Here is a 26298-nt window from a genome sequence, read left to right on the forward strand (position 1 = left end):
TCAGGGTGCCGGCACCCGGGCCAGCAGTTCCTGCACCAGCCGTTCGCCATCCCAGCCTTCGGCGGTCGCCTCGTAGCTCGGCAGCACGCGGTGGCGCAGCACGTCCGCAGCCACCGCACGCACGTCATCAGGGGTGACGAAGTCACGGCCGGCCAACCATGCGCGCGCACGCGCGCAACGCTCCAGCGCGATCGAACCGCGCGGGCTTGCGCCCCACGCGATGCGACGGCCCAGCGCGGGGTCGTAGCGGGCCGGATCGCGGGAGGCCAGCACCAGCTCCACCAGGTAGCGTTCCAGGGCCGGTGCCATGTGCAGGTCCAGTACCTGGCGACGCGCCTGGAAGACATCCTGCATCGGCATTTTCTCCGGGGCCGCCGGGGCTTCACCCAGCGCGCCGCGCGCACGTTCGCGCGCCAGCCGCAGGATTTCCGCCTCGGCCGTCTGGTCCGGATAACCGATGCGCACATGCATCAGGAAGCGGTCCAGCTGCGCTTCGGGCAACGGGAACGTGCCCTCCTGCTCGATCGGGTTCTGCGTGGCCATCACCAGGAACAACGAGGGCAACGCATAGGTGTGGCGACCCACGGTGACCTGGCGCTCGCCCATCGCTTCCAGCAGCGCCGACTGCACCTTGGCCGGTGCACGATTGATTTCATCGGCCAGCAGGATCGGATGGAAGATCGGGCCCGGCACGAATTCGAAACGGCCTTCCTGCGGGCGCCAGATCTCGGTACCGGTCAGATCGGCAGGCAACAGGTCCGGGGTGAACTGCACGCGCGCGAAATCGGCCTCCAGGCGCGCTGCCAGGGCGCGGATGGCGGTGGTCTTGGCCAACCCGGGCGCGCCCTCCACGAGCAGATGGCCATCGGCCAGCAGCGCGATCAGCAGGCGCTCGACCAGGGCGGCCTGGCCGACGATCTCGGCCGACAGCGCCTCGCGCAACGTGTTGAACGCCGCGTGCAGGCGGGACGTGGCCGGCGTGGCAGCCGGCATTGCAGATTCGGGCATCGGCGGGGGCAGGTTCATGAGGGCCTTTGACCGGCACAGGACGGCACGGGTTCCCGACATCATCGCAGGGTGCCCCGGCGATGGCATCAAGAGACGCTGAACAGCGTCCACGCCCTGCGTGGATGCATGGCCGCAACGCAGACGGGGCCGCACGTGGCGGCCCCGTTTCGCACCTGCTGCAGGCGGTGGCTCAGTTCTGCTTGGCCACGCGCAGCACCTTCGGCGTCACGAACACCAGCAGCTCGGCCTTGTCCTTGTTGCGACCGCGCTTCTTGAACAGATTGCCCAGGAACGGCACATCGCCCAGGAACGGCACCTTGCTGATGCTGTTGCGATCGGTGAACTCGTACACACCGCCGATCACCACGGTCTGGCCGTCCTCGACCAGCACCGCGGTATTGACTTCGCGGCGGTTGATCGACGGCACCGTACCGTAGCCCTGCAGTTCGATCAGGCGATCGACTTCATCCTTCTTGACCTGCATGTTCAGGAACACGCGGTTGTCATTGGTGATCGTCGGGGTCACCCGCAGCTCCAGCACGACTTCCTTGAACTGCACGTTCGGCGTCGAACCCGCGCCCCCGGCGGCACCGGTACCGCTGATGGTGACGTAGCCGATCTCCTTGCCCTGCTTGATCATCGCCTCGCGCTGGTTGGTGGTGACCACGCGCGGATTGGAGATCACTTCGCCACGCGATTCCTCCTGCATGGCCGACAACTCGACATCCAGCAGGTAGCCCGCGTTGAGGATCGACAGCGCCAGCGAACCCGGGTTGTTGGCCAGGGCCACCGGCAGGTTCCAGTTCAGGCCACGCTCGATGGTCGAGCCGGTCGGCACCGGTGCCGGACCGACACTGCCACCGGCCTGCCACTCACGCACGGCCTTGGCATTTTCCAGCGCGGTATCGACCTGCGATTTGCGGGTCTTGGCGTTGGCGTCGAGGCTGCCGCTGAAGTAGACATTGTCGCGGCTGCCGCTGATGCCGAACTTCGCACCCAGTTCGCGGGCGAAGGTGTCGGTGGCGATCACGATGCGGCTTTCGATCAGCACCTGGTCCACTGGACGATCGATCACCCCGATCAGTTCGCGCATGCGTGCGATCTTCTTGGGGATGTCGCTGATCATCAGCGTGTTGGTGCGCTCGTCGGCAACGATGCGGCCGCGCGTGGACAGGAACCCGCTTTCCTCCTGCGACGAGGAACCGCCACTTCCACCACCGCCACCGCCGCCGATGCCCTTGGCCTCGGTCAGCGCTTTGAAGATCTGCGTGGCGCTGTGGTAGTTGATCTGCACGTAATCGGTCACCAGGTCTTCGCGGTTCTCGATGGCGATGCGGGCGTCTTCCTTCTCCTGCTCGAACTTGGCCAGCTCGGCCTGCGGCGCGACCCAGATCACGCTGCCATCGCGACGCTTGTCCAGGCCCTTCGCGCGCAGCACGATGTCCAGCGCCTGGTCCCACGGAACGTTGACCAGGCGCAGGGTCACGTTGCCCTGCACCGAATCGGACGCCACGACATTGAGGTTGGATTCTTCGGCGATCAACTGCAGCACCGTGCGCACCGGCACGTCCTGGAAGTTGAAGGTGACCGGCTTGCCCGAGTAGCCACGCTGGCCGACGGCCTTCGCCGCCTGGGTGACCGTACCGGCGTTGACCGCACCGACGGCGGCGGGCGCCTGTCGCGGACTGATCTCGACCACGTATTCGTTGCCGCTCTGGTAGGCCAGCGACTCCACCGTACCCGCCGTGCTCAGCACCAGCTGGGTCCCGGCGCCCGATGGCTTGGCATCGATGCGCTGCACGGGCGTGGCAAAGTCGACCACGTTCATCGGCTTCTGCAGGTTGGCCGGCAGGCGCGCGTTGCCCACGTCGACCACGACGTTGCTGCCCTGCGTGCGCAGGTCGGGAATCGCGCCCTGGCCGTCGAACTGCAGGATCAGGCGGCCGACGCCGTCATCGCCGCGCTTGAAATCGATCTTGGACACCGACAGGCCAGTTGTCGCCGGGGCCGAAGGGGCCACCGCGGTGCTGGCCGGTTTCTCCGCCGGTGCGGCGGCCAGCGCCGGAGCGCAGGCCAGCATCAGCGCGACTCCCAGCGCGCTGACACGGTTCAAGGTAGAGCGCCGGATGGGACGCAGCCCCTTGGCTTGGTGAAAGGTCATCGTGCTATCCCCAGTAAACGATCATTGATCTTCCAGCGCGAGCGTCGCTGGCCGTTCCAGCCAACCACCCGCGCCATCCGGCACCAGTTCGATCAGTTCAACGCGGTCCTCGAAGACCGCGGTGACCCGCCCGTCGCTCTGCCCCAGGTAGCCGCCCGGGCGGACCCGGTAGGTGACCTTGTCCGGCCCCATCACCAGCGCGACGGTGCTGCCGCCGGTGCCGATGGTGCCGACCATGTCCAGTGCGTCCAGCGGGAAGCCCTCCAGGGGCTCCTTGCGCCGGTTCGGGTCCGGTCGCAATCCGCCGTTCCCCTGCTGCGGATTGGTCCAGGCATCGGTGAACGGATCGCGCATGCCCTGCGCGGAGTATTCGAAGGTCTCGAACTGCTGCATCACCGGCAGCGGCTCCAGCGGCTGCGCCGGTCGCGCACGCTCGCCCTCCACCCACTTCTCCAGGTTCGGTGCATCGCCCGGCGTGCTGGTCACGCCGCGGCCACAGCCGGCCAGCAGCAGGACCGCCAGCACCATCGACCCGCGTACGATCTGTGCGCGCATCACTTCCCGCCCTCCTTGCCGGCGTCAGCGCTCTGCTGCGCCTGCACTTCGGCTTCGTCCAGATACCGGTAGGTCTTGACCGTGCCGGACAGCTCCAGCGCACCTGCGCGGACGTTGCCGCTGGTCTTGTCCTTGGGCTTGAGGTTGATGTCGTGCATGGTCAGGATGACCACCCGCGGCAACGAAGCCACGCCGCTGACGAACGCACCGAACTGGTGGTAGCTGCCCACCATCCGCAGCTTGATCGGCTTCTCGGCGTAGAACTCCTTGATCTGCTCGGACTCGGGTTCGAACAGCTCGTTGGACAGGCCGCTGGACAACGCGGTCTGCGAGATGTCGATGATCAGGTCCGGCATTTCGGTCTTGCTCGGCAGCTGCCGCAGCATCTGCTGCAGCACCTGCTCCATCTGTGCCAGCTGCTGCTTCAGCGGCGCCAGGTTCACCGCACGTTCCTGCTGCTTGGTGAACTCGGTGCGCAGCTCGGTCTCCTGCCGCTCCAGGCCCTCCAGTTCCTCGCGCTTGCCACTGATCAGCAGCATCCACGCCACGAACATGATGACCAGCGCCAGCAGCGCGCAGAAGACGATCTTGGCCTTCTGCGGCCAGTTGCCGATGTCGTTGAAATCCAGGTTCTTGAGATCGATCTTCTGGCTCATGCGCGATCCCCCTGCAACGGGGCGTGGAAGGCCTGCGGCGGCTGTGCCAGGCGGCTGCCCTCCGGCTTGGCCGGCGCAGCGGCCGGCGGGGCCGTTGCCGGGGGCGGCGTGGTGGCGGGTGCGGGTGCGGGTGCGGTGGCGGGTGCGGTGGCCGGTGCGGCGGGCGCGGCGGCTTCGGGCGCGGCCGACAGCGGTGCGACCGGTTCGGCGGCTGCGGCCGGTGCCACGGTGCCATCGGCATTCAGGCCCGGCGGCGCGGTGGCCTCCTCGCTCTGCGCCGGCAGCTTCACCTTGACCACGAACACATACGGCAGCGCCTTGATGTCCGATACCGGGCCCGGGCGACCGTCCTTGTCCTTGTCCGGCTCACGCGCCTCGATGATCGACAGCTCCGGACTGGCCATCCAGCCGGACGTCTCCAGGTTGCGCATGTACGCCGAAACGCGGGCGTTGGACTGGGTGCGGCCTTCCAGGGTAAGGGTGTCCCCTTCCTGCTTCAGGGCGGTCAGCACGACGCCATCGGGAATGGTGCGCACCAGCGCGTCGAACAGGTGGACCATCTGCGAGCGCTTGGCCTGCAGTTCCTCGATCACCTTCTTGCGCGCCAGCAGCCGCTCCTTCTGCGCGTCGAGGCGGTCGATCTCCTTGTTCTGCTCCTTGACCTTGTCGATCTCGGCCTGCAGGTAGGCATTGCGGTCCATCTGGCCGCTGACCTGGCGGTCGTAGTAGAACCAGATCATCAGCGACAGCAGCAGGCCACCCACGGCGGCCATGCCCAGCATTGCGTAGAACTCGCGCTGGCGTTGCTTGCGCCGTTCGGCGCGCCAGGGCAACAGGTTGATGCGTGCCATCAGTCGAAGCTCCTCAGCGCCAGACCGGTCGCGATCATCAGCGCGGGAGCATCCTGGGCCAGCGCATGCGCGTTCACCTTCGGTCCCAGCGTCATCTGCGCCAGCGGATTGGCGACCACGGTCGGCACACCCAGCTGCTCCTCGACCATTTCCGGCAGGCCCCCAAGAACCGCGCAGCCTCCGGCCAGCACGATATGATCGACACGATTGAATTCGCTGCCGGCGTAGAAGAACTGCAACAGGCGGCTGATCTGCTGGACCGTGGCTTCCTTGAACGGCTCCAGCACTTCCATCTCGTAGCTTTCCGGCAGCCCGCCCTGGCGCTTGGCCAGGCCGGCTTCCTCGTAGCTCAGGCCGTAGCGGCGCATGATCTCGTCGGTCAGCTGCTTGCCGCCGAACACCTGTTCGCGGCTGTACAGGCTGCGCCCGCCGCGCAGGACGTTCAGGGTGGTCATCGTGGCGCCGATGTCGACCAGCGCGACCACGCCGTCGGTGGACACCGGCAGCTCACTGGCAACCAGGGCGAAGGCGTTCTCGACCGCGAAGGCCTCCACGTCCATCACCTTGGCCTGCAGGCCGCCGAGTTCCAGCGCCGACTGGCGCAGTTCCACATTCTCGGACCGCGACGCGGCCAGCAGCACCTGGACCATCTCCGGGTTGTTCGGGATCACCCCGATCACCTCGAAGTCCAGGTTCACTTCCTCGATCGGATAGGGAATGTAGTTGACCGCTTCCAGCTCGATCTGCGCTTCCATGTCGTTCTCGTCGAGCTCGGCCGGCATCGGGATCACCTTGGTGATCACGGCCGAGCCGGCCACGGCGGCGGCGGCCTGCTTCGCCTTGCTGCCGGAACGGTTCAACGCCCGGCGGATGGCCTCACCCACGGCCTCCACCTCGACGATGTTCTTCTCCACGACCGCATTCGGCGGCAGTGGTTCCACGGCGTAATGTTCCACACGGAAACGATTGCCACTGCGGGAAAGCTGCAACAGCTTTACCGCAGTCGAACTGATGTCGACGCCAATAAGCGGCGACTGACTTTTTGGGATGAGCCCCACGGTTTCTCCCCTGCCGACGGGCACTTGGACGCAAGAACTGCGACCGCGCATTAATAACGTATTCTTAGCAAATGGCAACCGCCCTGCTGTGAATTCCCTCACAGGTTCACGATGCAGCCCCTGGCGTTTCCCCTTGCGCTCCCCGGTGCCGACCCCAGCCGCCACCTTGCGTAATCTATACTCTGCGACCACGAAATTCGCAATCGGAATCTGAACCCGATGACTCGACTCCGCCGCTGGCTGCGCTGGATCTTCCTGATTGTCCTGGTCCTGGCGCTGATCGGTGCGGCCGCTGTGGGCGGTCTCTACTACGCTGTGTCCTCCAAGCTCCCCGACGTGCAGACCCTGCGCGACGTGGAGATGCAGGAGCCGATGTACGTCTATGCCGCCGACGGCAAGCTGATGGCGGTGTTCGGCGAGACCCGGCGCACCCCGGTCACCATGAAGGACGTGCCGGAGAAGCTCAAGCAGGCTTTCCTGGCCACCGAGGACGCCCGCTTCTATGAACATGGCGGCGTGGACTACAAGGGCATCGCCCGCGCGGTGTGGCTGCTGGCCACCACCAACGACAAGCGCGTGCCCGGCGGGTCCACCATCACCCAGCAGGTGGCCCGCCAGTTCTTCCTCAGTTCCGAGTACAGCTACACCCGCAAGCTGGCCGAGATCCTGCTGGCCCGCAAGATCGAGTCCGAGCTGAGCAAGGACGAGATCTTCGAGCTGTACCTGAACAAGAGCTTCTTCGGCAACCGTGCCTACGGTGTGGCCGCGGCAGCGGAGTTCTACTACGGCAAGAAGCTGGCCGAGCTGGACCTGGATGAGATGGCCTCGCTGGCCGGCATCCCGAAGTTCCCCTCCTCCGGCAACCCGATCTCCAACCCGGAACGCGCCCGCCAGCGCCGCGACAACTATGTGCTGCAGCGCATGGCCGATCTGAAGTTCGTCAGCCAAGCCGAGGCCGATGCGGCCAAGGCCGTGCCGATGCATGCCACCGCGCATGAGCCGCCGGTGCAGGTCGAGGCGCCCTACGTGGCCGAACTGGTGCGCCAGGAGATGATCGCGCGCTTCGGCGGCGATGTGGTCAACAAGGGATACCACGTCACCACCACCATCGATTCGACCCTGCAGACCGCGGCCAACCTGTCGGTGCGTGACGGCCTGCTGCTGTATGACCACCGCCACGGCTGGCACGGCGTGGAGAGGCAGGTGCAGCTGGGGGCCGGCGACGATGCCGCAGCTCTGGCCGAACATCTGCGCGGCATCCCGGCGCAGGCAGGCCTGCTGCCGGCGATCGTTGCCAGCGCCGGTGCCGATGGCAGCGCCACGGTGGTGCTGGCCAACCGCAGCGAGATCGTGCTGCCGGCCGGTGCCGCCCGGTGGACCAACAAGACCCCCGGCAAGCTGGTGCAGCGCGGCGACATCGTGCGTGTGCGCGCCGGCGACAAGGAGGGCGAGTGGCTGCTGGACCAGATCCCGCGCGGTCAGTCCGCGCTGGTCTCGCTGGATGCCCACAGCGGTGCGCTGAAGGCGCTGGTCGGCGGTTTCAGCTTCTCCGGCAACAAGTTCAACCGCGCCACCCAGGCCCGTCGCCAGCCCGGTTCGAGCTTCAAGCCGTTCGTCTATGCCGCAGCGTTCGACAAGGGTTACAACCCGGCTTCGATCGTGCTTGATGCCCCGGTCGTGTTCCGCGACCGCCGCGGCAAGACCTGGGCACCGCAGAACGATGGCGGTGGCTTCCGCGGCCCGATGCGCCTGCGCGAAGCCCTGGTGCAGTCGCGCAACCTGGTCTCGGTACGCCTGCTCGACGGCATGGGCGTGGACTACGCCCGCAAGTACATCAGCGAGTTCGGCTTCGCCGAATCGGAGCTGCCGCCGAACCTGTCGATGTCGCTCGGCACCGCCTCGCTGACCCCGCTGTCGGTGGCCCGTGGCTATGCCGTGTTCGCCAACGGCGGCTCGCGCGTGGACACCTGGCTGATCGATCAGGTGAACGACCGCGACGGCAACCTGGTGTTCAAGGAAAACCCGGCACTGGCCTGCCGCGACTGTGCCGGCAGCAGCGACCAGCCGGTCAGCCAGGTCGTGGACGGCTTCAACTTCGGTGCCCCGGCCCCCACGCCGGACCCGGCCGCCGCCAAGGCGCAGGCCACCACCGAAACCGCTGCCGCACCGGTCAACCCGGATGCGCGCACCGCGCCGCGCGCGATCGATGCACGCACCGCCTACCAACTGGTGTCGATGATGCGCGATGTGGTCCAGCGCGGTACCGGTACCCAGGCCAAGGTGCTCGGCCGCGAGGACGTGGGCGGCAAGACCGGCTCCACCAACGACCACCGCGATGCCTGGTTCTCCGGCTTCGGCGGCCCGTATGTGACCACCGTGTGGGTGGGCCGCGATGACTTCCGTTCGCTGGGTTACCGCGAATACGGTGGCAAGGCAGCGCTGCCGATCTGGATCGAGTACATGCGCACCGCGCTGAAGGACACGCCGATCGCGCAGAACGACCCGCCCAGCGGCATGGTGCAGACCACGCTCAACGGCGCGACCGAGTGGGTCAAGGTGGAGGACATGGATCGCCTGACGGACTACGACCTCAACCTCAATACCCCGCAAGCCGACGCGGCTGCGTTCGATATCTTCTGACGCGCGCCGCGGGCGTCACCGTCGAGCCGGCGCATGCCCGGCTCAACGGCCCGGCCAGCCGAGCGTGGGCCGGCCCCGTATCCCTGTTCCATTCCCCACGCAGATGTCACACCGTTGCGCTAGTCTGTAGCCAGGTCGCAACAGGAGTTCCCGCATGCATCGCGCCCGCCAGCATGCCACCACCCAGACCCGTGAGCGTCGTCACCGCCTCGCCCACGAAGCCGCCCGCCTGATGGCCGAAGGCGGCATCCGCGACTTCCACCAGGCCAAACTGAAGGCGGCCAGCCGGCTCGGCATCCATGACGATGCCTCGTTGCCCCGCAATGTCGAGATCGAGGATGCGCTGCGCGAGTACCAGCGCCTGTTCGCTGGCCCCCAGCACGGCAACGAGCTGCAGCGCCGTCGCGAAGCTGCGCTGCGCGCACTGGAATTCCTGCATGCCTTCGCCCCGCGCCTGGTCGGCCCGGTGCTGGACGGCACCGCCGATGCCAACAGCCCCGTGCAGGTCCATCTGCACAGCGACGACCCCGAAGCCGTGCATCGCTTCCTGGACGAACAGGGCATTCCGGCCGAGTCGCGCGTGCGCCGGCTGCGCCTGGACCGCGAGCGCAGCCTGGACGTGCCGGTCTGGGTGTTCAGTGCGGAGGAACTGACGTTCGACCTGGCCGTGCTGCCGTATGACGCCCTGCGCCAGGCACCGCTGTCACCGGTCGACGAGAAGCCGATGCGGCGCGCCTCGCAGGCCCAGCTGCGCGAACTGCTCAGCCAGGAGCAGATCGAAAGCTATCTCGGCAGCATCTGAGCCCCACAACGCAGACGCCCCCCGCGGGGTACGGGGTGGGGCGTCGTCATGCATCAGGGCGACCGGACCGCGTCGCCCTGCCGGTTACCAGCCCACGCCGAAGCCCACGCCCACGGTGCGCTCACCGCTGTTGGTGAAGGCACCATTGAGGCTGAAGGTGGCCGAGCCGCGCTCGTTGAGCACGCGCTGGTAACCCACCGCCAGCGCCGACTCGCCTTCGGCATGGCCCACACCCGCGCCGAGGCGGTTGTAGGTCTGCAGGCCGGCGGTGTTCATCGCCATCGCCGCCTGCGCACTGCCCATTGCCGCCATCCGGTTCAGGCGCTTGTCCATCCGGTCCAGCCGGCGGTCCACGCTGGCCATCGCCTGGTCGGTGTAGGCCTGCGCCTGGTTCACCGCCTGATCCACGGCACGCGAGTCCACCTGCGGCAACGGATCGTCGGCTTCCGGCTTCGGCTTCGGCGTGTCGGTGGAGGCCACCGACGGCGCGTCCTTGACCGGCGGTGCCGGGGTCTGGCTGTCCGCCGGCGACTCGCCAGCGACGTCGTCCACCGCTGCCTGGCGGCTGGCCGTCGCCGACCCGTCGATCTGCGACTGCAGTCCGTCGATGCGGCCGTTGAGCTGCTGCTGCACGGCGTGCAGCTGACCACCATTGACCGCATCGCGGCTGCCCGGCGCGATCATGCCGTTGGCCACGTTGCCCAGCACCCTGCCGTGTTCCCCGGCCAGCCGCAGCTGGCCGGTACCGTCATTGCGGACGCCGCCATCGTCGAACAGGCGTTCGAAGCGCGCATCGATGCTGGCCAGATCCCGGCGCGTGTCGACCACCGCGCCGTCGAGCGACTTCAGCGCATCACCGACCGTGGCCTGCCGCTGGCCCTGCACGTGGAACTCCGGCGCGACGATGTTGCCGTCGGCATCCATGCGCATGTCGCCGCCGAAGGCCGCGAAGGCGCTGCGGAGCTGGGAGACGGTGGTGAGGTCGCTGGCATCGCGGCCGTTGGCAGCGTTGGTTACGCGGCGCTTGAGCTCCGTATTCCCGAGCGATACCTCATTAGGACCGTACGCATATGAGTCGTATCCCAGAGCGATACTGTACGCGGCTCCATGCCGAACCTGACTACCACCACCCAAAGCGACGCCATAACTGGCTTGGACTTGGGAGCGAGCGCCCAAAGCGAAGCCATCCTCGGCACCCTCATGCACGTACGCGGCACGGCCCAACGACACGGAGTTCTTGCCACGAGCGAGCGCATAGCTCCCGATGGCCGTTGCGCCTTCCGCAAGCGCTCTGGCATCGCTGCCCATTGCAGTACCCAGGAGCGCCGCTTCCGCTGGCTTGCTCAGCTCGTCATAGCCCACGACCGCGTACAGGTGCTTCTCCTCCAGGCCAGCGATCCGCTGATTGCTGGCATGAAGCTGCCCGCCCGTGACCACCTCCCGGCTGCCGGCGTGGCTGATATCACCCTCGCCGACGTTGATGAGGCGCGCGCCACCGAAATCGACGGCGGAACGGTCGGCGCCGAAGCGCACGGCACTGGCATCCGCCATCGCCCGCGCCTGATCCAGCGTATCCAGGCGCGCGCCCATCGCATCCAGTCCGCCACGATTGCTGTCCACGCCTGCATCCAGCGCGGCCAGTGCATCGCCTACCGTGCCGTGTACAGCGCCCTGCACGCCGTAGGAAGGAGCAATCACGCTGCCGTCCGCGGCAAACCCCGCGCCGCCGCCGAGAGCGTTCACCACGCCGGAAAGCTGGTCGACAGTGGTTACGTCATGCCCCTGAATGCCCTTCGCGGCGTTGGTGATTCGGCGCTTCAATGTTGCATGCCCCAAAGAGACCTCATTGGGACCGTGGGCAACCGACCAGGCACCGAGCGCAACGCTCTGAGTAGCATCGGCGCGGACCTCTGCCGATGAACCAAGCGCAACGCCATTGGTCACATGGACCTGAGATCGAGCCCCCAGTGCGAAGCCATTTTCAGTGCCCTCGTGCACCAGTGCCGCACGGCCAAGTGACACGGAGTTCTTCCCCCGCGCCTGGGCAAAACTTCCAATCGCGGTAGCACCCTCGGCCAACGCCTTGGTATCACTACCCATGGCCGTGGCCAGAAGGCCTGCCTCCGCCGGCATGCTCAGATCGTCATATCCGACAACCGCGTACTTCTGCGCCTCCTCCAGCACCGACACCCGCTCATTGGTCACGAACAGCTGCCCGCCCGTGACCGCCTCGCGGCTGCCTGCACCGATCTCGCCCTCAGCCAGGGCGACCAGACGCGCATCCTTCAGGTCCACCGTGCCATCCTCGCCGAACTGCACGACGCTGCCCAGGTCAGGCGTGTAGTTGTCGAAGTCCACGCGCAACGCATCCAGGTCGTCCCGCGCGGATGCGATCTGTGCGCCCTGCTCGGTCACCTTCGTATTGGTGGCGAACAGCTGCGCGCCATTGACCGCCTCGCGGCTGTCGGCACTGAGTTGTCCGTCGCCCACGGCGAGCAGGCGGCCTCCCTCGAGGTCGACATTGCCGCCTGCGTCGAAGCGCACCACATCGGACAGGTCCGGATCGAAGCCCTCGAAGTCCTCGCGCAGGCGGTCGATATCCGTACGGTTGCGTGCGATCTGCGTGTTGCTGTCGAACAGCTGACGGCCGCTGACCGCATCGTCGCTGGTGGCCGACAGCTGCCCGGCAGCAACGCCCTGCACGCGACGTGCCTGGTTGCCCTGGTTGCGGACATCCAGCACGTCACCGCTGTTGGCGGCACCCAGGCGTACGTCGCCAGTGGACGAGGTCTGGCTGAGCAGGCCACCGAGCACGTTGGCCTTGCCCTGTGCATCGTTGGCGGTGGACTGGGCGGCATTGGCCACGGTGTGCGCCGTATTGGCCAGGGTGGTGGCCGTGGTCACGTTCTGGTTGGTGGTGTTGAGCTGGCGACCACTCACCGCGTCGGTACTGGCCGCACTCAGCACACCATCGGCGACGCCCGTGATGCGACGGTTGGCATTGCCCTGGTTGCGGACGTCGAGGAGGGTGCCGCTGTTCTGCGCGCCCAGCCGCAGATCGCCGCCGGCTGCCGCCTGGCCGACCAGGCCACTGAGCGTGGCGGCGGTGGCGGTGACCTGCGTGACGTTCTGGTTGGTGGCATGCAGCTGCCGGCCACTGACCGCATCGGCACTGGTGCTGCTGAGTGCCGCGTCGGCCACGCCGGTGACGCGACGGTTGGCGCTGGACTGGTTGCGCATGTCCACCGCGCCACCGGTATTGCTGGCACCGACGCGGACGTCGCTGTTGCCGGCACTCTGGCTGAGCAGCCCCCCCAGCGCGTTGGCCTTGGTCTGCGCATCGTTGGCGATGCTGTGTGCGGTGTTGGCCAGCGCATTCACCGTGGCGAGGTTCTGGTTGGTGGCATGCAGCTGCCTGCCGGTCACCGCCTCGGCGCTGGTGGTGCTCAGCGTTCCGTCAGCCACATTGACGATGTTCCGCTTCACCGTGGCACTGCCCACCGAGACCTGGTTGGCGCCGGTCGCCACCGAGCCCGCGCCCAGGGCGACGCTGTTGCCCGCCTGCGCATTGACCTTGGCGTTGGTGCCCAGTGCGATGGCGCCGCTGGAGGTGGCATCCACGGCGGCACGATTGCCCAGCGCCACCGAGGAGTCAGCCGCGGCGCCCGCCAGCGTGCCCGCGCCCACCGCGTTGGCGCCAGCCGCGCTGGCCTGGTAACCGAAGGCGTTGCTGTGGGAGCCCTCCGCTTTTGCCGAATGGCCGACCGCCACGGCATTGCCACCCGCCGACGCCCCCTGGCCGACGGCGGTGGTGGTGCTGGCCAGGGCCGTCAGCGCGCGTGTGGCATCGGCCTGGGCCGCAGTAGCCGCCTGGCTGACTGCGGTGACATTCTGGTTGGTCGCATGCAGCTGCTTGCCGGTGACCGCCTCGGTGCTGGTGCTGCTCAGCGTGCCATCGGCCACATTGACGATGCGGCGCTTGAGCGTGGCATTACCGACTGAGACCTGGTTGCTGCCGGAGGTGGTGGAGGAACTGCCCAACGCCACCGAACCGGTGTGGTTGGCCAGCGCGCGGTCGCCAAAGGCGGCACTGCTCTCGGCCGTCGCTTCGGACAGATTGCCGACGGATGTAGCGAAGCGGGCGCTTGCCACACTGCCGCGGCCCAGCGCCGTGGCCTGGTTGGCGGTGGCCGCCGCCTGATAGCCCAGTGCGGTGGCATGGATCACGTCGGCCTTGGCGTCGTTGCCGATGGCCACGGCACGGTCGCCGGTGGCCGAGGCACGCAGGCCCGATGCCACGCCGCCATTGCCGCTGCGCGAGCCGGTGCCGAGCGCCACGCCGCCGTTGGACGCGGCAACGCGCTCACCGGCCGCATTGACGCCGCTGCGGGCATTGTTGCCCAGTGCAAGACCGTCATTGTTGTAGGCCAATGCCGCATTGCCGATGGCCACGCCGTTGTCGCCCCCCTCGGTCCGCGCGCGGTTACCCAATGCCACTGCACTGCTCCCGTCCGCAGATGCCAGGGTGCCCATCGCCACGGCGTTGCTGCCGGCGCTGGACGCCTGGAAACCCAGGGCGTTGCTGTAGCCACCGGACGCATCGGCGGCATTGCCGATGGCGGTGCTGCTGGTGCCCGTTGCAGTGGCACCGGTCCCAATCGCGATGCGGCTGCCATCCAGCCTGGCCAAGGCCTGCCCGGCTTTCGTCGCAGCCTGGTCTGCGGCCGTCTTCGCCGCGTTCGCCGTGCCCGTCGCGCTGGCGATGCTCTGGTTGGTGGCGTGCAGCTGCTTGCCGGTCACTGCTTCGCTGCTGGTGGTGCTCAGGGTGCCATCGGCCACATTGACGATGCGGCGCTTCAGGGTGTCATTGCCCACCGAGACCTGGTTGCTGGCACTGGTGACCGAGCCGGCGCCCAGGGCCACTGCATTGCTCTGCCCGGCATTGGCGTTGGCACCCAGCGCCACGGCCTTGCCGTGGCCGTCGGTCACGGCGTTCTGGCCGATGGCGATGCCCGCATCGTAGCCGCCGGAGCGCGCACCGCTGCCGATCACGATGGCGTGGTGTGCGTTGCCGTTGGCAAGTCTGCTGCCGTCACCGATGACGACGGATCCCTGCGCCTGTGCCTGCGCATTGTTGCCAAGCGCTACCGATCTGGATCCCGACGCCTGTGCCCTCGGCCCCATCGCCGTGGCATCGCTACCCTCGGCCCGGGCATTGCGCCCGACCGCGACCGCACTGTTACCGGACGCGCCAACGTAGCTGTTGAGGCCGATCGCGACGGCCCCGACTCCCAGCGCCGTGGCGCTTTTGCCGATCGCAGTGCCCCCTTCGCCGCTTCCCGTGCCCGCATTGATGCCGATGGCCACGCCACCGGCAAGTCCCTGGGCATTGTTGCCGATACCGATGCCGTCGAACGCCGTGACCGAACCCACGCCGATGGCCACGCCCTTGGTGCTGTTGACCGTGGAACCCCCACCGATCAGCACGTTCTGGTAGCTGGTAGTGCCGACACTGCGCAACGTGGCAGGCGAGCCGATGAACGCGCTCATCAACGCGTCCCACTCTGCCGGTGCTGCGTCAGCCTCCGCCGCAATGGCGTCGGGCACGATCAACGGATCCGATGCAACCTCGGTCGCGAACGCGGGAGCGGCCAGCATCACGCACAGGGCGGCGGCAAGCGGGCGTGCCGCCGAAGCCGGCTTGCCGCGCGAACGGGTGTGCTCGCTGGCCACGGCCCAGCAGCGCAGGCGGGTATTCCAGATCAAACGGTAGATGCGATTCATCGATGTCTCGGTGGTTGGGAAACGGGAACCTGGGGGCGCAAGGCCAGGCAGTCAGGGCTGCAGCGTCTGCCGGTGCTCACGGAAGCCGGCGTGGCTGAGCCGGTAGTCGATCTCCACACGCCCACCGGCGCGGGGCACGAACGGCAGCGTCATCGCCGCGCCGGGGTAAAGGCTGCGTTTGATTTCGTGCGTGGTGCAGCGGCCGTCTGCGGCGCAGTCCTGCACCTGGTTGACGCCGAGCCGCAGCGTGCCGCGGTTCAACAGGCGATCACCGTCCAGGGCCATCTCGACGCGCCCCTCGGCGGGCAGCACATTGACCAGCACGCCCCAGACCAGGCTGACGCCCAGCGTGGCGCTGGCGCCCTGCACCGGCACCTCCGGCGTGCTGTCATCAGGACCGCGTACGCCTTCGAAGTAGATGCGGAACGCGGTTTCCTGCTCGACCGGCTGCAGCGGAATGATCCGTATCAGGCGCGTGCCGCCTCCTGCCAGACCGAAGCGTCCTGGCGTGACCGCCATGACCGCTGCGGTGCCGACGGCCTCATCGACTTCTTCCTCGTGGTCACTGGCCGGGTGCAGGATGCGTTTCACCGTGGCCTGCACGTACTGCGGCTGCGGTGATTGCGAGTGCACGCGCACGGTCGTGGTCTTGCCGGCTTCGGCGTGCACGCGCATGGGGTGGACGTTGAGATTGGCCAGCACCGGTGCCGCTGGCAGAAGGGCCAGCAGCAGCGCGCCGGCCAGGGGAATCTTGCTCATGGGATCGGGTTCCAGGGGAAGGTCAGAGGCGGTCGGTCGGCAGGCGCATTTCGAGCTTGAGGCGGCCGTCGTAGTAGCCCTCGCGTTTCTCGGACGCCGGCACACGGGGGGTTTCCAGGGTCAGCGGCGTGGGCACGCAGTACACCCACTGGTTCATGTCGGGCAGCATCACCAGCCGCAGCTCGGCGGTATCGATGCCGCGCAGCAGCACTTCCTCGTTGTTGCGCAGGGCGATCTTCTGGCCGCTGTGGTCCAGGCTGAGCTGGTAGTCCAGGCGGTCCTGCGCCTCGCGCCCACCGTCGCGGTGCCAGACCGAGTACTGCGATGGCGGACGGCCCGGCGCGGCGGGGCCCATGTCACGTGCGGTGATGGCCAGATACTCGCTCTGCGAGCCCATGCCGTCGTACAGACACATGTCCAGCACGGCGGTGCCACCGATCGTGCCGGGTGAGGGAATCGGCCGGTAGTCCAGCTGCAGGCCCACCAGCGGCTCGGCCATGCCGAACTCGGGCAGGTAGATCATGGTGCGGTCGCGATCGGTGATGGTCAGATCGAACCGGAACACATGGGTGGCGATGATCGGGCCGTCAGGATCGACGCGCAGGTTGAGGCGGAGTTCTGCAGTCCAGCGGCCGGCGACCAACTGCTGAACATCCTCGGACTGCAGCTGCAGAGCAACACCGGTGCCCCCGGGAGGAACCATGCACTGATTCTGGAATGACGACCAAAGAGGAAACTCGGCGTTGTTCCAGTAGTCGACGGTGCAATTTCTTTCCCACTCGACACGTTCCAGCCAACCTGTAACGGCTACATCGATCTTCTGCCCGCTACGCGCCTCGCTGAAACCGACGGGAAATCGGCTCCTTCCAGACGAATCTCCGGTATCGCGCATCGGACACTGTCCGTACTCAGGCTCGTCACCACACGTCAAATGGATCTTCCCGTACCCCAGCTCCACCTCCCCGTACCCGAGCACTGTCCTGGGCGCCCACAGCTCCAGCGCTTCGGGCGCGGAGCGGTCGAAGGTGCGGACGATGTCGGTGGTGATCACGCCGGTGGCCGGCGTCGTTGCCGGTGGGCGCTGTGCCAGCGCCTGTGCACTGCCAAGCAGGCAGGCCGCGGCCAGCAGCAGCCTCCATGCGGTCCTCATCGCGCACCTCCACTCATCACGTTGCGTTCGTTGCGCCCCGCCACCGGGGCCAGTTCATTCAACAGGCGCTGTACCCGCGCCTGGTGGCGGATCGGTGCCGGCAACTGCTCCAGCGCCAGCGGTTCGCACTGCACCTGGCCGACCAGCAGCACCACGCTGCGGCGCTCACGCACGGTGAGCGGGCACTGCAGAAGGTCGCCTGCACGCAGCAGGTAGAGCACCGGCTCGCGCTGCGGGAACTCGGCGATGAAGCCGCCGTCGCGGCCCAGCGAGGGCACCGGCGCATTGAGGATGCGGGCGCCTTCCAGCGGGGTACCGGCGATGTCGCGTGCGTTGCCGATGAAGGTGTAGGTCACGTCCAGCGTGACCGGCAGCGCGATCACCTTTCCCGGTAGCAGGAAGGCGTGCTGCGCCGCGCCCAGGCGGGCGACACGCACTGCGGCGTCGCTGTCGTGCGCACTGGCGTCCTGCACGTCCACGCGGTGACGCTGGTAGCCGCCCAGCGGCAGCAGCTGGCGCTCGCCGAAGCCGAGGATGCGGCGCCGGTTGCTGCCGGCGCGGATGTCGGCAGCCGCGCCACTCAGCTCCAGATCGCGCGCATCGTCCACGCTGACCACTACCCCGGCATCGGGGCCTGGGGCGCCGCCCCAGTGCAGCCCGCGTGCGGACAGCGACAGCCCCGACGTGTGGTTGCCGCTGTAGGCCAGTTCACCCCCACCGTGGTGCTGGTAGTACGACACCGATGCACCGCTCTGCCCGAAGCGGTTGTCGATACGGGCGCTGGCCAGCGCGCTGTAGCGGTCGTCGTTGTACGCGCTCAGCTCGGCGCCCAGATCGCGCGCGTCGCCGTCGCGCTCCTGCCGCAGCGAATGCGACAGGCCCAGGCGGGCATCCGGGCGGCTGTGCTGAGGCTGGCGCATGTCCAGCGCCACGCGCTGCTGCACGCTGCCGTCGTCGATCCGCTGCAGCCGCGAGACTGCAATGTTCAGGTAGAGGCCGCGATCACGGGCAGGCCCGCGCCCGCTGCCGGTGTCGGTGTCCTGCTGCCACACGCCCAGCCGGCTGCCGATGCTCAGTCCACGCCACTGCCGGGTACGGCTGTAACTGGCCTGCAGGCTGCGCGAGGTCTGCGCAGGACGCAGCGCCGGCACATGAGGCGGCAACAGGCCCGGCGGCAGGCCCGTCCAGGCATCGTCGTCTTCGCCGGGCAGGCTCCACTCCGGGGTGAAGCTGCGTCGGCGCGTGTATCCCAGGTACAGGCTGCCGCCGAACAGGGGCGCCGATACCGAGGCACTGAGCGCATCGACACAACCGAAACGGTCATGCAGCACCGGCGTGCTGCTCTGGCACGCACCGCCACGCAGGCGTTGCCGATAGACATTCCAGGAGGCGTAGTGGCGATAGCTCAGCTGCTGCTGCAGGCCGTGGCTGCCGTCGCCTCCGTTCAGCACGCCGACCATCGCCTGCAGGTCATGCCGCCCGAACTGCTGGCGTCCCTCCAGGCGCAGTTCGCCGTAACCGGTATCGGCGACGCGGGCGATACCCGCTGTCATGCCGTAGTTGCGCGCAAGGGGGATGCGCAACCCCGCCTGTACCGCCGTGTCGGACGCATCGCCGATGTCACTTGCACGTGTCGCATGCGCACGACGGCGCCCGCCCTGCACGAACCACTGCAGGCTGCGCTCGGACCAGTCGCCGCCCCGGCTGAAGGGCGCCTCCTCGCTGCGCACGAAGCGGCCATCCTCATAGATGCGCAGGATGACGGTGTAGCTGCCGAGCGGAAACCGGCGCGTATCGAGATCGTTGACACCGGCCTGCAGGTAGAAGGTCTGCAGCAGGCGATCACCGTCGAAGGCATCCACGCGTGCATCACGGCCGAGCAGCACGGTCAACGGGGTGGAGGTGACGTTCGCGTCGGTATCGACGTAGGCCTGCGTGGTACCCACGCGCAGCCCCTCGAAGCGATCCAGCGGCAGCATGCCGAACCCGAAGGTGCCGCCCTGCTGGCTGGACAGATTGCGCCGGTCCATGCGGCCCAGCTGCACGTAGTGGCGCTGGGCAAGATCGTGGCGATAGTAGAGATCGTCCAGCTGGAAGCGGTCATGCGCGCGATAACCCTGCCGCGCCTGGCGGCTGTAGTTCCAGCTGCTGGCGACATGGCCATCGCGCAGCACGCCGAGCACCGTGCTGCCCTGCACGCTCAACGCCTGATAGCCATCGCCCCCGCTGAAATTCACGGTCTGCTGCTGCAGCAGCGCGTTCTGTGCCTGCTCGGACACCTGGTGGAACGGCGAGCGCTGCGCGCTCTGCTGTGGCAGCCACCGGCGTGCCGGAAACAACATCAATACGCCGTCGCTTTCATCGAAGATGGCGTGCACCTGCGCGGGATCGTCCGGACTGTCGATCCAGCCGCAGCCGGGATCCGGTTGGCCGTAGGGACAGGCCAGATGACTGTTGCGCGGCAGCGGTGCAGCCAGTGCCGCCTGCAGCGCGTCGCGCGCATCGGCGCTGAGACCCAGGGCTTCCAGTACCTGCGCGGGCTGGTCCAGCTGCACCGTATCCAGCGTGACCCAGGCGGACCACAGGCCGGCCGACTGCCCGAACAGGCGTACCTCGACACGCTCGGTCTGGCCGCTGGCGAGGTCTTCGAAACCGGCCGGTACCGGCCGTGCGTGGACAGCCGGCAGGGCCGGAATGGCCAACGTCAGGGCGAGCGCGACCGCCAGCCGGCTGTGGGCAGGTGCAGGTATCAACATGGGGAGACAACCGATGGCCGGCCGGCCCGCGCACGGGCCGGCGCGGTGGGGATTACGGCGCGGCGGTGTTCTGCGACACGACCAGCGCAACGGTGCCGCTGTACAGGCCCGCGAAGTTGATCTCGCCGGACACGGTCTGCTGCACGCGCAGCGGCATGGCGATCGACGCACCCGGAATCGCGCTGTCGAACAGATCGTCTGCAGCGAAGTCGATCGGGGTGGTCTCCAGGGCGCGGCCGTTGAGGCTGACCGTCAGCGGCACGTTGATGGCACCCGGTGCGGCGAGGTCGGGACGCAGCACGGCGTCGGCCGCCAGGCGCACGCTGACGTCCTTCTCGGTGTCGTTGGTGAAGATGCGCACATCTTCGGTCCACGACGACAGGCCGGCACCGCCGGCGCGGTAGACCAGCTGCACTGCGTCCGGCAGCGCGGTGCCGTCGGCCTTGAGCAGGGACAGGGTCGGATCGACGTTCGCCCACACGGTGATGTTGGTTTCCACGGCGGCCTGCGCGGTCAGCGAAGCGCCGGCGAGCGCCACGGCCAGGGCGGCCTTCTTGAACATGTGCGACATGGTTTCTCTCTCTGATGGATTGGGTTGCCTCCTGGATGGAAGCACTGCCGGCACGGACCTGCCCTGCCAGCAGCGCGGTCAAGGTATTGATCGGCTCCTGCGGTGTACATGCAACGTTTCTTGATTGCCGATTACGCGTACTTCTGCGACATCACACACGCATCGCGCGTGCCGTGACCAGCAGAATGCGACGCTTTCGGCATTGCTCCGGCCAGGGCACGACCACGGCATGGGCAAAAAAAAACGCCCCCTTGCGGGGGCGTTCTTCCACGTTGCGGTTGCGGGGCGATCAGCCCTGGTAGTCGCGCACGTCGCTGCCGGTGTAGACCTGGCGCGGACGGCCGATCTTCATTTCCGGATCGACCTGCTGTTCCAGCCAATGCGACACCCAGCCGGAGGTACGGCCCAGGGCGAACATGACGGTGAACATCTCGGTCGGAATCTGCAGCGCCTTGTAGATGATGCCGCTGTAGAAATCGACGTTCGGGTACAGCTTGCGGGCGACGAAGTAGTCGTCCTGCAGCGCGGCCTGCTCCAGCTTCACGGCCACGTCCAGCAGCGGGTCCTGCACGCCCAGCTGCTTGAGCACCTTGCTGGTCATCTCGCCGATGACCTTGGCGCGCGGATCGAAGTTCTTGTAGACGCGGTGGCCGAAGCCCATCAGGCGGAAGCCGGAGGTCTTGTCCTTGGCCTTGAGCACGGCCGATTCCACGTTGTCGGCCGAACCGATTTCTTCCAGCATCTTCAGCACGGCTTCGTTGGCACCACCATGGGCCGGACCCCACAGCGCGGTGACGCCTGCGGCAACCGACGCATACGGATTGGCACCGGTCGAGCCGACCAGGCGCACCGTCGAGGTGGACGCGTTCTGCTCGTGGTCGGCGTGCAGGATGAACAGCAGGTCCAGCGCCTTGACCACGTCTGGATTCAGTTCGTACTGGCCGTCGGCCGACTCGAAGGTCTGCTTCAGGAAGCGGCTGACGTAATCCAGCGAGGTGTCGGGCGTGTTGGCCGGCAGGCCCTTGCCGTGACGGTAGATCAGCGCCGAGAGGGTCGGCACCTTGGCGATCAGGCGCACAGCGGCCTGGCGGCGCTGTTCGGCGTCGGACAGGTCCAGCGCGTCGTGGTAGACGGCCGACAGCTGCGCGATCGCGGCAGCCAGGATGGCCATCGGATGGGCATCCTTGGCGAAGCTGCCGATCAGGGTGTTGATCGAATCGGGGACGTTGGCCTCGGCAGCCAGCTCATCGGTGAAGGCCTTCAGCTGCTCGGCGCTCGGACGCTCGCCGTTGATCAGCAGGTAGGCCACTTCGACGTAGCTCGACTTTTCCGACAGCTGTTCGATCGGGTAGCCGCGGTACAGCAGCACGCCCTTGTCGCCGTCGATGTAGGTGATGGCGGACTTGCAGCTGGCCGTCGCGGTGAAGCCGGAATCGTAGGTGAAGTACCCCGTTTCCTTGGTCAGCTTCGCGATGTCGACGCAGTCGTTGCCAAGGGTGGGTTTGATGACGGGCAGAACGACCGACGTGTCGCCGGCGTTGAGCGTGACCTGATCAAGATCGGACACTGTGTGCGCTCCTTCATGGGAAGGCGCCTGCCCAAGCGCATTGGTCAGGCACGTGAATGACGTCCACGACCTGTGTCGTGGATCACGCCATTATCGCACAGCAGCATTTGCCCGGTGCTAGACGGAAGTCGTAGACGGCAGGCGGCCGGAACCCGGCCAGCGAGTGGCCCGGATCGGCAAAAGCGTTGTCACGCGAACGCAGTGTTCTGTCCATCCAAACGCCTGTTGGGCAGGCGCCGGGGAAAAACAAACGGCCGCGCAGAGCGCGGCCGTCGGTTCGGAGCGGGATCGACAGATCAGCGCGCGTAGCGCTTCTGGAACTTGTCGATGCGGCCCGAGGTGTCGATGACCTTGTGCTTGCCCGTGTAGAACGGATGCGAAGCCGAGGAAATTTCAACCTTGACCAGCGGGTATTCGTTGCCGTCTTCCCACTGGATGGTTTCCTTCGTCGCCATGGTGGAGCGGGTCAGGATCTTGAAATCGGAGGTGACGTCATGGAAGACGACGTCGCGGTAGTTCGGATGGATATCGGCCTTCATGGGCTCACACCGTAAATGGGCTGGTGGTCAAGAGCGGCATTATAAGCACCGGCCGCCCCTTGGAGCAACCGGTGGCGTGGATCCGCGCTCAGTCCGCGCCAAGTGCCTGCCGCACAAGGCTTTCGAAGCGGGCCTGGTCGTAGGCCATCAGCAGGTCGCAGTTGTCCGGCTGGCCGGTCTGGCGGTTCCAGTCGACGAGGGTCACGCCGCGACTGAACGTTCCGTTCAGTTCCACGTTCAGCGGCCGCGATTCCACCCGCAGCTGCCCTTCCGGGTTCAGCGCCCAGGCCATGGCCAGGGCATCGGCGGTGTACCAGCGTCCGCCCTTGCTGTCTTCGGACAGGCCACGGGTCTTGCGCGAGATCAGCTCATAGAAGCGGGCGCGCTCCGAATCGGCCTGCAGCCACGTCTCGGCCTGCTGCAGCGGCAGGCCGTGGGCGACGGTGGCTTCCCAGTCCGACACCAGCAGGTGCTTGAATGCGGTGAACACCACGTGCGCCGCTTCCGGATCGAAGGCGATGTTGAACTCCGCCGCCGGCGTGATGTTGCCGTGGCAGGTGACCGCGCCGCCCATCACCACGATGCGCTTGATGCGCTCAGGCAGGGTCGGGTCCAGCTTCAGCGCCAGCGCCAGGTTGGTCAGCGGGCCGAGCATCACCAGCATCAGTTCGCCGGCATGCTTGTGCGACAGGCGCAGGATCGCCAGCGCGGCATGCTCGGCTTCGGCCTGTCGGCCCGGCGGTGGCAGATCGACATCGCCGTAGCCATCACGGCCGTGCACATGCGCGGCATCGACGGAGGGATGCAGCAGCGGATCGGGGCTGCCGGCAAACACCGGCACGTCGGGACGGCCGACGATGTCGCAGAGCTTGAGGGCGTTACGGACGGTGTACTGCAGGCCGACATTGCCGGCGGCGATGGTCAGGGCGACCACGTCATGCCGTTCATCGGCAAAGGCCATCAGCAGGGCCAGGGCGTCGTCCACACCGGGATCGGTGTCGATCAACAGGGGGATCTTGTGGGTCATCGTTGCCGTCTTCAGATCGGCAACGAAGTGTGGACCGGGATGATGACCGTTGCAAGTATGGGGGTTCTGGCAGGGCTGTGCCCTGCACCCGCCGAATCAACGGCAAACGCCAGAGCAACGGCAAAAGCTGGTTTTCTGGGGGATGGCGGGGGTGGGTCCGACATTTTCCCGCGGCCTGTCGGAATGGCATTTTGCTCTGGTAGGTGTCGACCTTGGTCGACACCTCCACGGGATGATCGAGAAGGCTGTCTGTAGAGTCGAGCCATGCTCGACTCCCGCGCGCAGCGCACAGAGGCCGCTTACGCCGAGGCGTAGCGCACGGCCGTGCCGATCCAGCGGCTGACCACGCGATCGGCCAGTGCGGGCTGCTGGGCCAGCAGGCGCTCGGCCAGCTCATGCACGCCGGGCAGCAGGCCGGCGTCGCGTGCAAGATCGGCGATGCGGAAGCCGGCCAGGCCTGTCTGCCGCGTGCCAAGCAGTTCGCCCGGGCCGCGCAGCTCCAGATCCTTCTCGGCGATGACGAAGCCATCGTTGGTTTCGCGCATGGTCTGCAGACGCTCGCGCGCCATCTGCGAAAGCGGTGCCTGGTACAGCAGCACGCAGCGCGACACCGCCGAACCGCGGCCGACGCGACCGCGCAGCTGGTGCAGCTGGGCCAGGCCCAGACGCTCGGCGTTCTCGATCACCATCAGCGAGGCATTGGGCACGTCCACACCCACTTCGATCACCGTGGTCGCCACCAGCAGGTCGATGTCACCGGCCTTGAACGCGACCATGGTCGCCTGTTTCTCGGCGGCCTTCATCCGCCCGTGCACCAGCCCCACGCGCACGCCCGGCAGCAGCGCCTGCAGCGATTCGAAGGTGGCCTGTGCGGGCGTGGCATCCAGCTCTTCGCTTTCCTCGATCAGCGTGCACACCCAGTACACCTGCCGTCCTTCCGCGCAGGCCAGGGCGATACGTTCGATCAGCTCCGGCCGGCGGTCGTTGTTCAGGGCCACGGTCTGCACCGGCGTACGGCCCGGCGGCAGTTCGTCGATGGCCGATACGTCCAGGTCCGCGTACTCGGACATCGCCAGCGTGCGCGGAATCGGCGTGGCGGTCATCACCAGCTGGTGTGGCACGCTGTTGCCACCGGCGCCCTTGTCGCGCAGCGCCAGGCGCTGGTGCACGCCGAAGCGGTGCTGTTCGTCGACGATGGCCAGGGCGAGGTCCTGGAACACCACCGCCTCCTGCATCAGCGCGTGGGTACCGACCACCACCTGCGCTTCGCCATTGGCGACCTGTTCCATCACCTTCGCGCGCGCCTTGCCGGTGACCTTGCCGGCCAGCCAGGCGATACGTACGCCCAGCGGCTCCAGCCAACCGCGCAGATTGTTGAGATGCTGTTCGGCCAGCAGTTCGGTGGGCGCAGCCAGCGCGACCTGCTTGCCCTGCTCTACCGCCAGCATGGCGGCCAGCGCGGCCACCACGGTCTTGCCGGAACCCACGTCGCCCTGCACCAGCCGCAGCATGGGACGGGGTCGCGCGAGGTCTTCGCGGATCTGCTTGAACACGCGCGCCTGCGCACCGGTGAGGGCGAACGGCAGCTGCTTCAGCAGGGCCTTGGCCAGCGCACCGGGGCCGGCCAGCGGCGGCGCATGATGCGCCTGCAGCGCGATGCGTTGGCGACGCAGGCTGAGATGGTGTGCCAGCAGTTCTTCCATCGCCAGCCGGCGCTGCGCCGGATGGGTGCCGGCGGCCAGCGCGGCCAGGTCGGCATCCGGTGGCGGCCGGTGCACCGTCAACAGCGCACTGCGCAGCGACGGCAGGCCGAGGCCATCGAGCCAGCCAACGGGCAGCAGTTCCAGCGCGGCTTCTTCAGGCAGGCGATCCAGCGCCTGGCCGATCAGCCTGCGCATCGTCATCGGGCCCACACCTTCCACCGTGGGATACACCGGATCGAGGCGGTCGCCAAGTTCAGGATCATCGTTGCGCCCCAGCACCTGGTAGCTGGGATGAACGATTTCCAGGCCAAGGTGGCCCGGCTTGGGCGTACCGAAACAGCGCAGGCGGTTGCCGACCGCGAACTGGCCGACCTGCTGCTGGCGGAAATGGAAGAAGCGCAGCACCAGGGTGCCCTGCCCCTCGTCCTCGACCGCCACCTTCAGCATCGGCCGGTAGCGCATGCCGCGCTCGACCGCGACGACGCGCACTTCCACCTGTGCCGGCACGCCGGATCGCAGGTCTTCGATGCGGGTCAGCCGGGTCCGGTCCTCATAGCGCAGCGGCAGGTGAAGCCAGAGATCCTGCAGGGTGGCCAGGCCACGCGCCTGCAGCTTGGCGGCCACGGCCGGACCCACGCCGGCGAGCATCGCCAGGGATGCTTCGCCGGACGGTGACAGGACCGGAGTGACCGCCGCCTTGCGTGCCACGGG

17 protein-coding genes are annotated in these 26298 nt (G+C 67.4%); 2 read left to right on the plus strand and 15 right to left on the minus strand.

The window, feature by feature from the left end:
- The 6 genes from ACVOME_RS07290 to ACVOME_RS07315 all read right to left on the minus strand — a co-directional run bounded on the left by ACVOME_RS07290 (position 1) and on the right by ACVOME_RS07315 (position 6289).
- A complete protein-coding gene (locus ACVOME_RS07290) occupies positions 1–1026 on the minus strand; it encodes an AAA family ATPase (RefSeq protein WP_180875905.1) in 1026 nt (341 codons plus the stop codon).
- A 172-nt stretch (positions 1027–1198) separates the two neighbouring features.
- On the minus strand, positions 1199–3169 hold the full coding sequence (locus ACVOME_RS07295; RefSeq protein WP_053518459.1) for a type IV pilus secretin PilQ: 1971 nt from the start codon (positions 3167–3169) through the stop codon (positions 1199–1201).
- Between the two features lie 21 nt (positions 3170–3190).
- Complete coding sequence (locus tag ACVOME_RS07300; RefSeq protein ID WP_053518457.1) at positions 3191–3724, minus strand: pilus assembly protein PilP; 534 nt, start codon at positions 3722–3724, stop codon at positions 3191–3193.
- Positions 3724–4380: a type IV pilus inner membrane component PilO gene (locus tag ACVOME_RS07305; protein WP_053518455.1), complete on the minus strand. Its 657-nt coding sequence runs from the start codon at positions 4378–4380 to the stop codon at positions 3724–3726. Before ACVOME_RS07305 ends, ACVOME_RS07300 begins: the two co-directional genes overlap by 1 nt.
- The gene (locus tag ACVOME_RS07310) at positions 4377–5231 is read right to left on the minus strand and encodes a PilN domain-containing protein (RefSeq protein WP_481504905.1); all 855 of its coding nucleotides are present in this window, start codon (positions 5229–5231) and stop codon (positions 4377–4379) included. The genes ACVOME_RS07305 and ACVOME_RS07310 overlap by 4 nt, the downstream gene beginning before the upstream one ends.
- Positions 5231–6289, minus strand: a complete 1059-nt coding sequence (locus ACVOME_RS07315) for a pilus assembly protein PilM (RefSeq protein WP_053518451.1) — start codon at positions 6287–6289, stop codon at positions 5231–5233. Before ACVOME_RS07315 ends, ACVOME_RS07310 begins: the two co-directional genes overlap by 1 nt.
- Before the next feature lie 219 nt (positions 6290–6508).
- Between ACVOME_RS07315 and ACVOME_RS07320 the strand changes: the two genes are divergently transcribed.
- Positions 6509–8929, plus strand: coding sequence for a penicillin-binding protein 1A (locus ACVOME_RS07320; protein WP_481504906.1), 2421 nt, complete (start codon positions 6509–6511; stop codon positions 8927–8929).
- A 154-nt stretch (positions 8930–9083) separates the two neighbouring features.
- Positions 9084–9731, plus strand: a complete 648-nt coding sequence (locus ACVOME_RS07325) for a hypothetical protein (RefSeq protein ID WP_065175739.1) — start codon at positions 9084–9086, stop codon at positions 9729–9731.
- 84 nt (positions 9732–9815) lie between these two features.
- Here the strand turns inward: ACVOME_RS07325 and ACVOME_RS07330 are convergent, their stop codons facing one another.
- From ACVOME_RS07330 to recG, 9 genes are all read right to left on the minus strand, one after another.
- Positions 9816–15515: an ESPR-type extended signal peptide-containing protein gene (locus ACVOME_RS07330; protein WP_481504907.1), complete on the minus strand. Its 5700-nt coding sequence runs from the start codon at positions 15513–15515 to the stop codon at positions 9816–9818.
- 51 nt (positions 15516–15566) lie between these two features.
- Positions 15567–16274, minus strand: a complete 708-nt coding sequence (locus ACVOME_RS07335) for a pilus assembly protein (protein WP_197600564.1) — start codon at positions 16272–16274, stop codon at positions 15567–15569.
- A gap of 22 nt (positions 16275–16296) precedes the next feature.
- Positions 16297–17424, minus strand: coding sequence for a CfaE/CblD family pilus tip adhesin (locus tag ACVOME_RS07340; protein WP_283220008.1), 1128 nt, complete (start codon positions 17422–17424; stop codon positions 16297–16299).
- Positions 17421–20180 (minus strand): TcfC E-set like domain-containing protein, encoded by a 2760-nt coding sequence (locus ACVOME_RS07345; protein ID WP_481504908.1) that lies wholly within the window; start codon positions 20178–20180, stop codon positions 17421–17423. Before ACVOME_RS07345 ends, ACVOME_RS07340 begins: the two co-directional genes overlap by 4 nt.
- Positions 20181–20232: 52 nt before the next feature.
- Positions 20233–20751 (minus strand): CS1 type fimbrial major subunit, encoded by a 519-nt coding sequence (locus ACVOME_RS07350; RefSeq protein ID WP_053520042.1) that lies wholly within the window; start codon positions 20749–20751, stop codon positions 20233–20235.
- Positions 20752–21040: 289 nt separating this feature from the next.
- Positions 21041–22318: a citrate synthase gene (locus ACVOME_RS07355; protein WP_053520043.1), complete on the minus strand. Its 1278-nt coding sequence runs from the start codon at positions 22316–22318 to the stop codon at positions 21041–21043.
- Positions 22319–22614: 296 nt separating this feature from the next.
- Positions 22615–22857 (minus strand): type B 50S ribosomal protein L31, encoded by a 243-nt coding sequence (locus ACVOME_RS07360; RefSeq protein WP_005410871.1) that lies wholly within the window; start codon positions 22855–22857, stop codon positions 22615–22617.
- An 88-nt stretch (positions 22858–22945) separates the two neighbouring features.
- Positions 22946–23884 (minus strand): nucleoside hydrolase, encoded by a 939-nt coding sequence (locus ACVOME_RS07365; protein WP_481504909.1) that lies wholly within the window; start codon positions 23882–23884, stop codon positions 22946–22948.
- 299 nt (positions 23885–24183) lie between these two features.
- Positions 24184–26295 carry an ATP-dependent DNA helicase RecG gene (gene recG, locus ACVOME_RS07370; protein WP_262219106.1) on the minus strand — a complete coding sequence of 704 codons (2112 nt, stop codon included), beginning with the start codon at positions 26293–26295 and terminating at the stop codon, positions 24184–24186.
- Positions 26296–26298 lie beyond the last annotated feature (3 nt).

The sequence above is a fragment of the Stenotrophomonas sp. STEN008 genome (assembly GCF_056760435.1).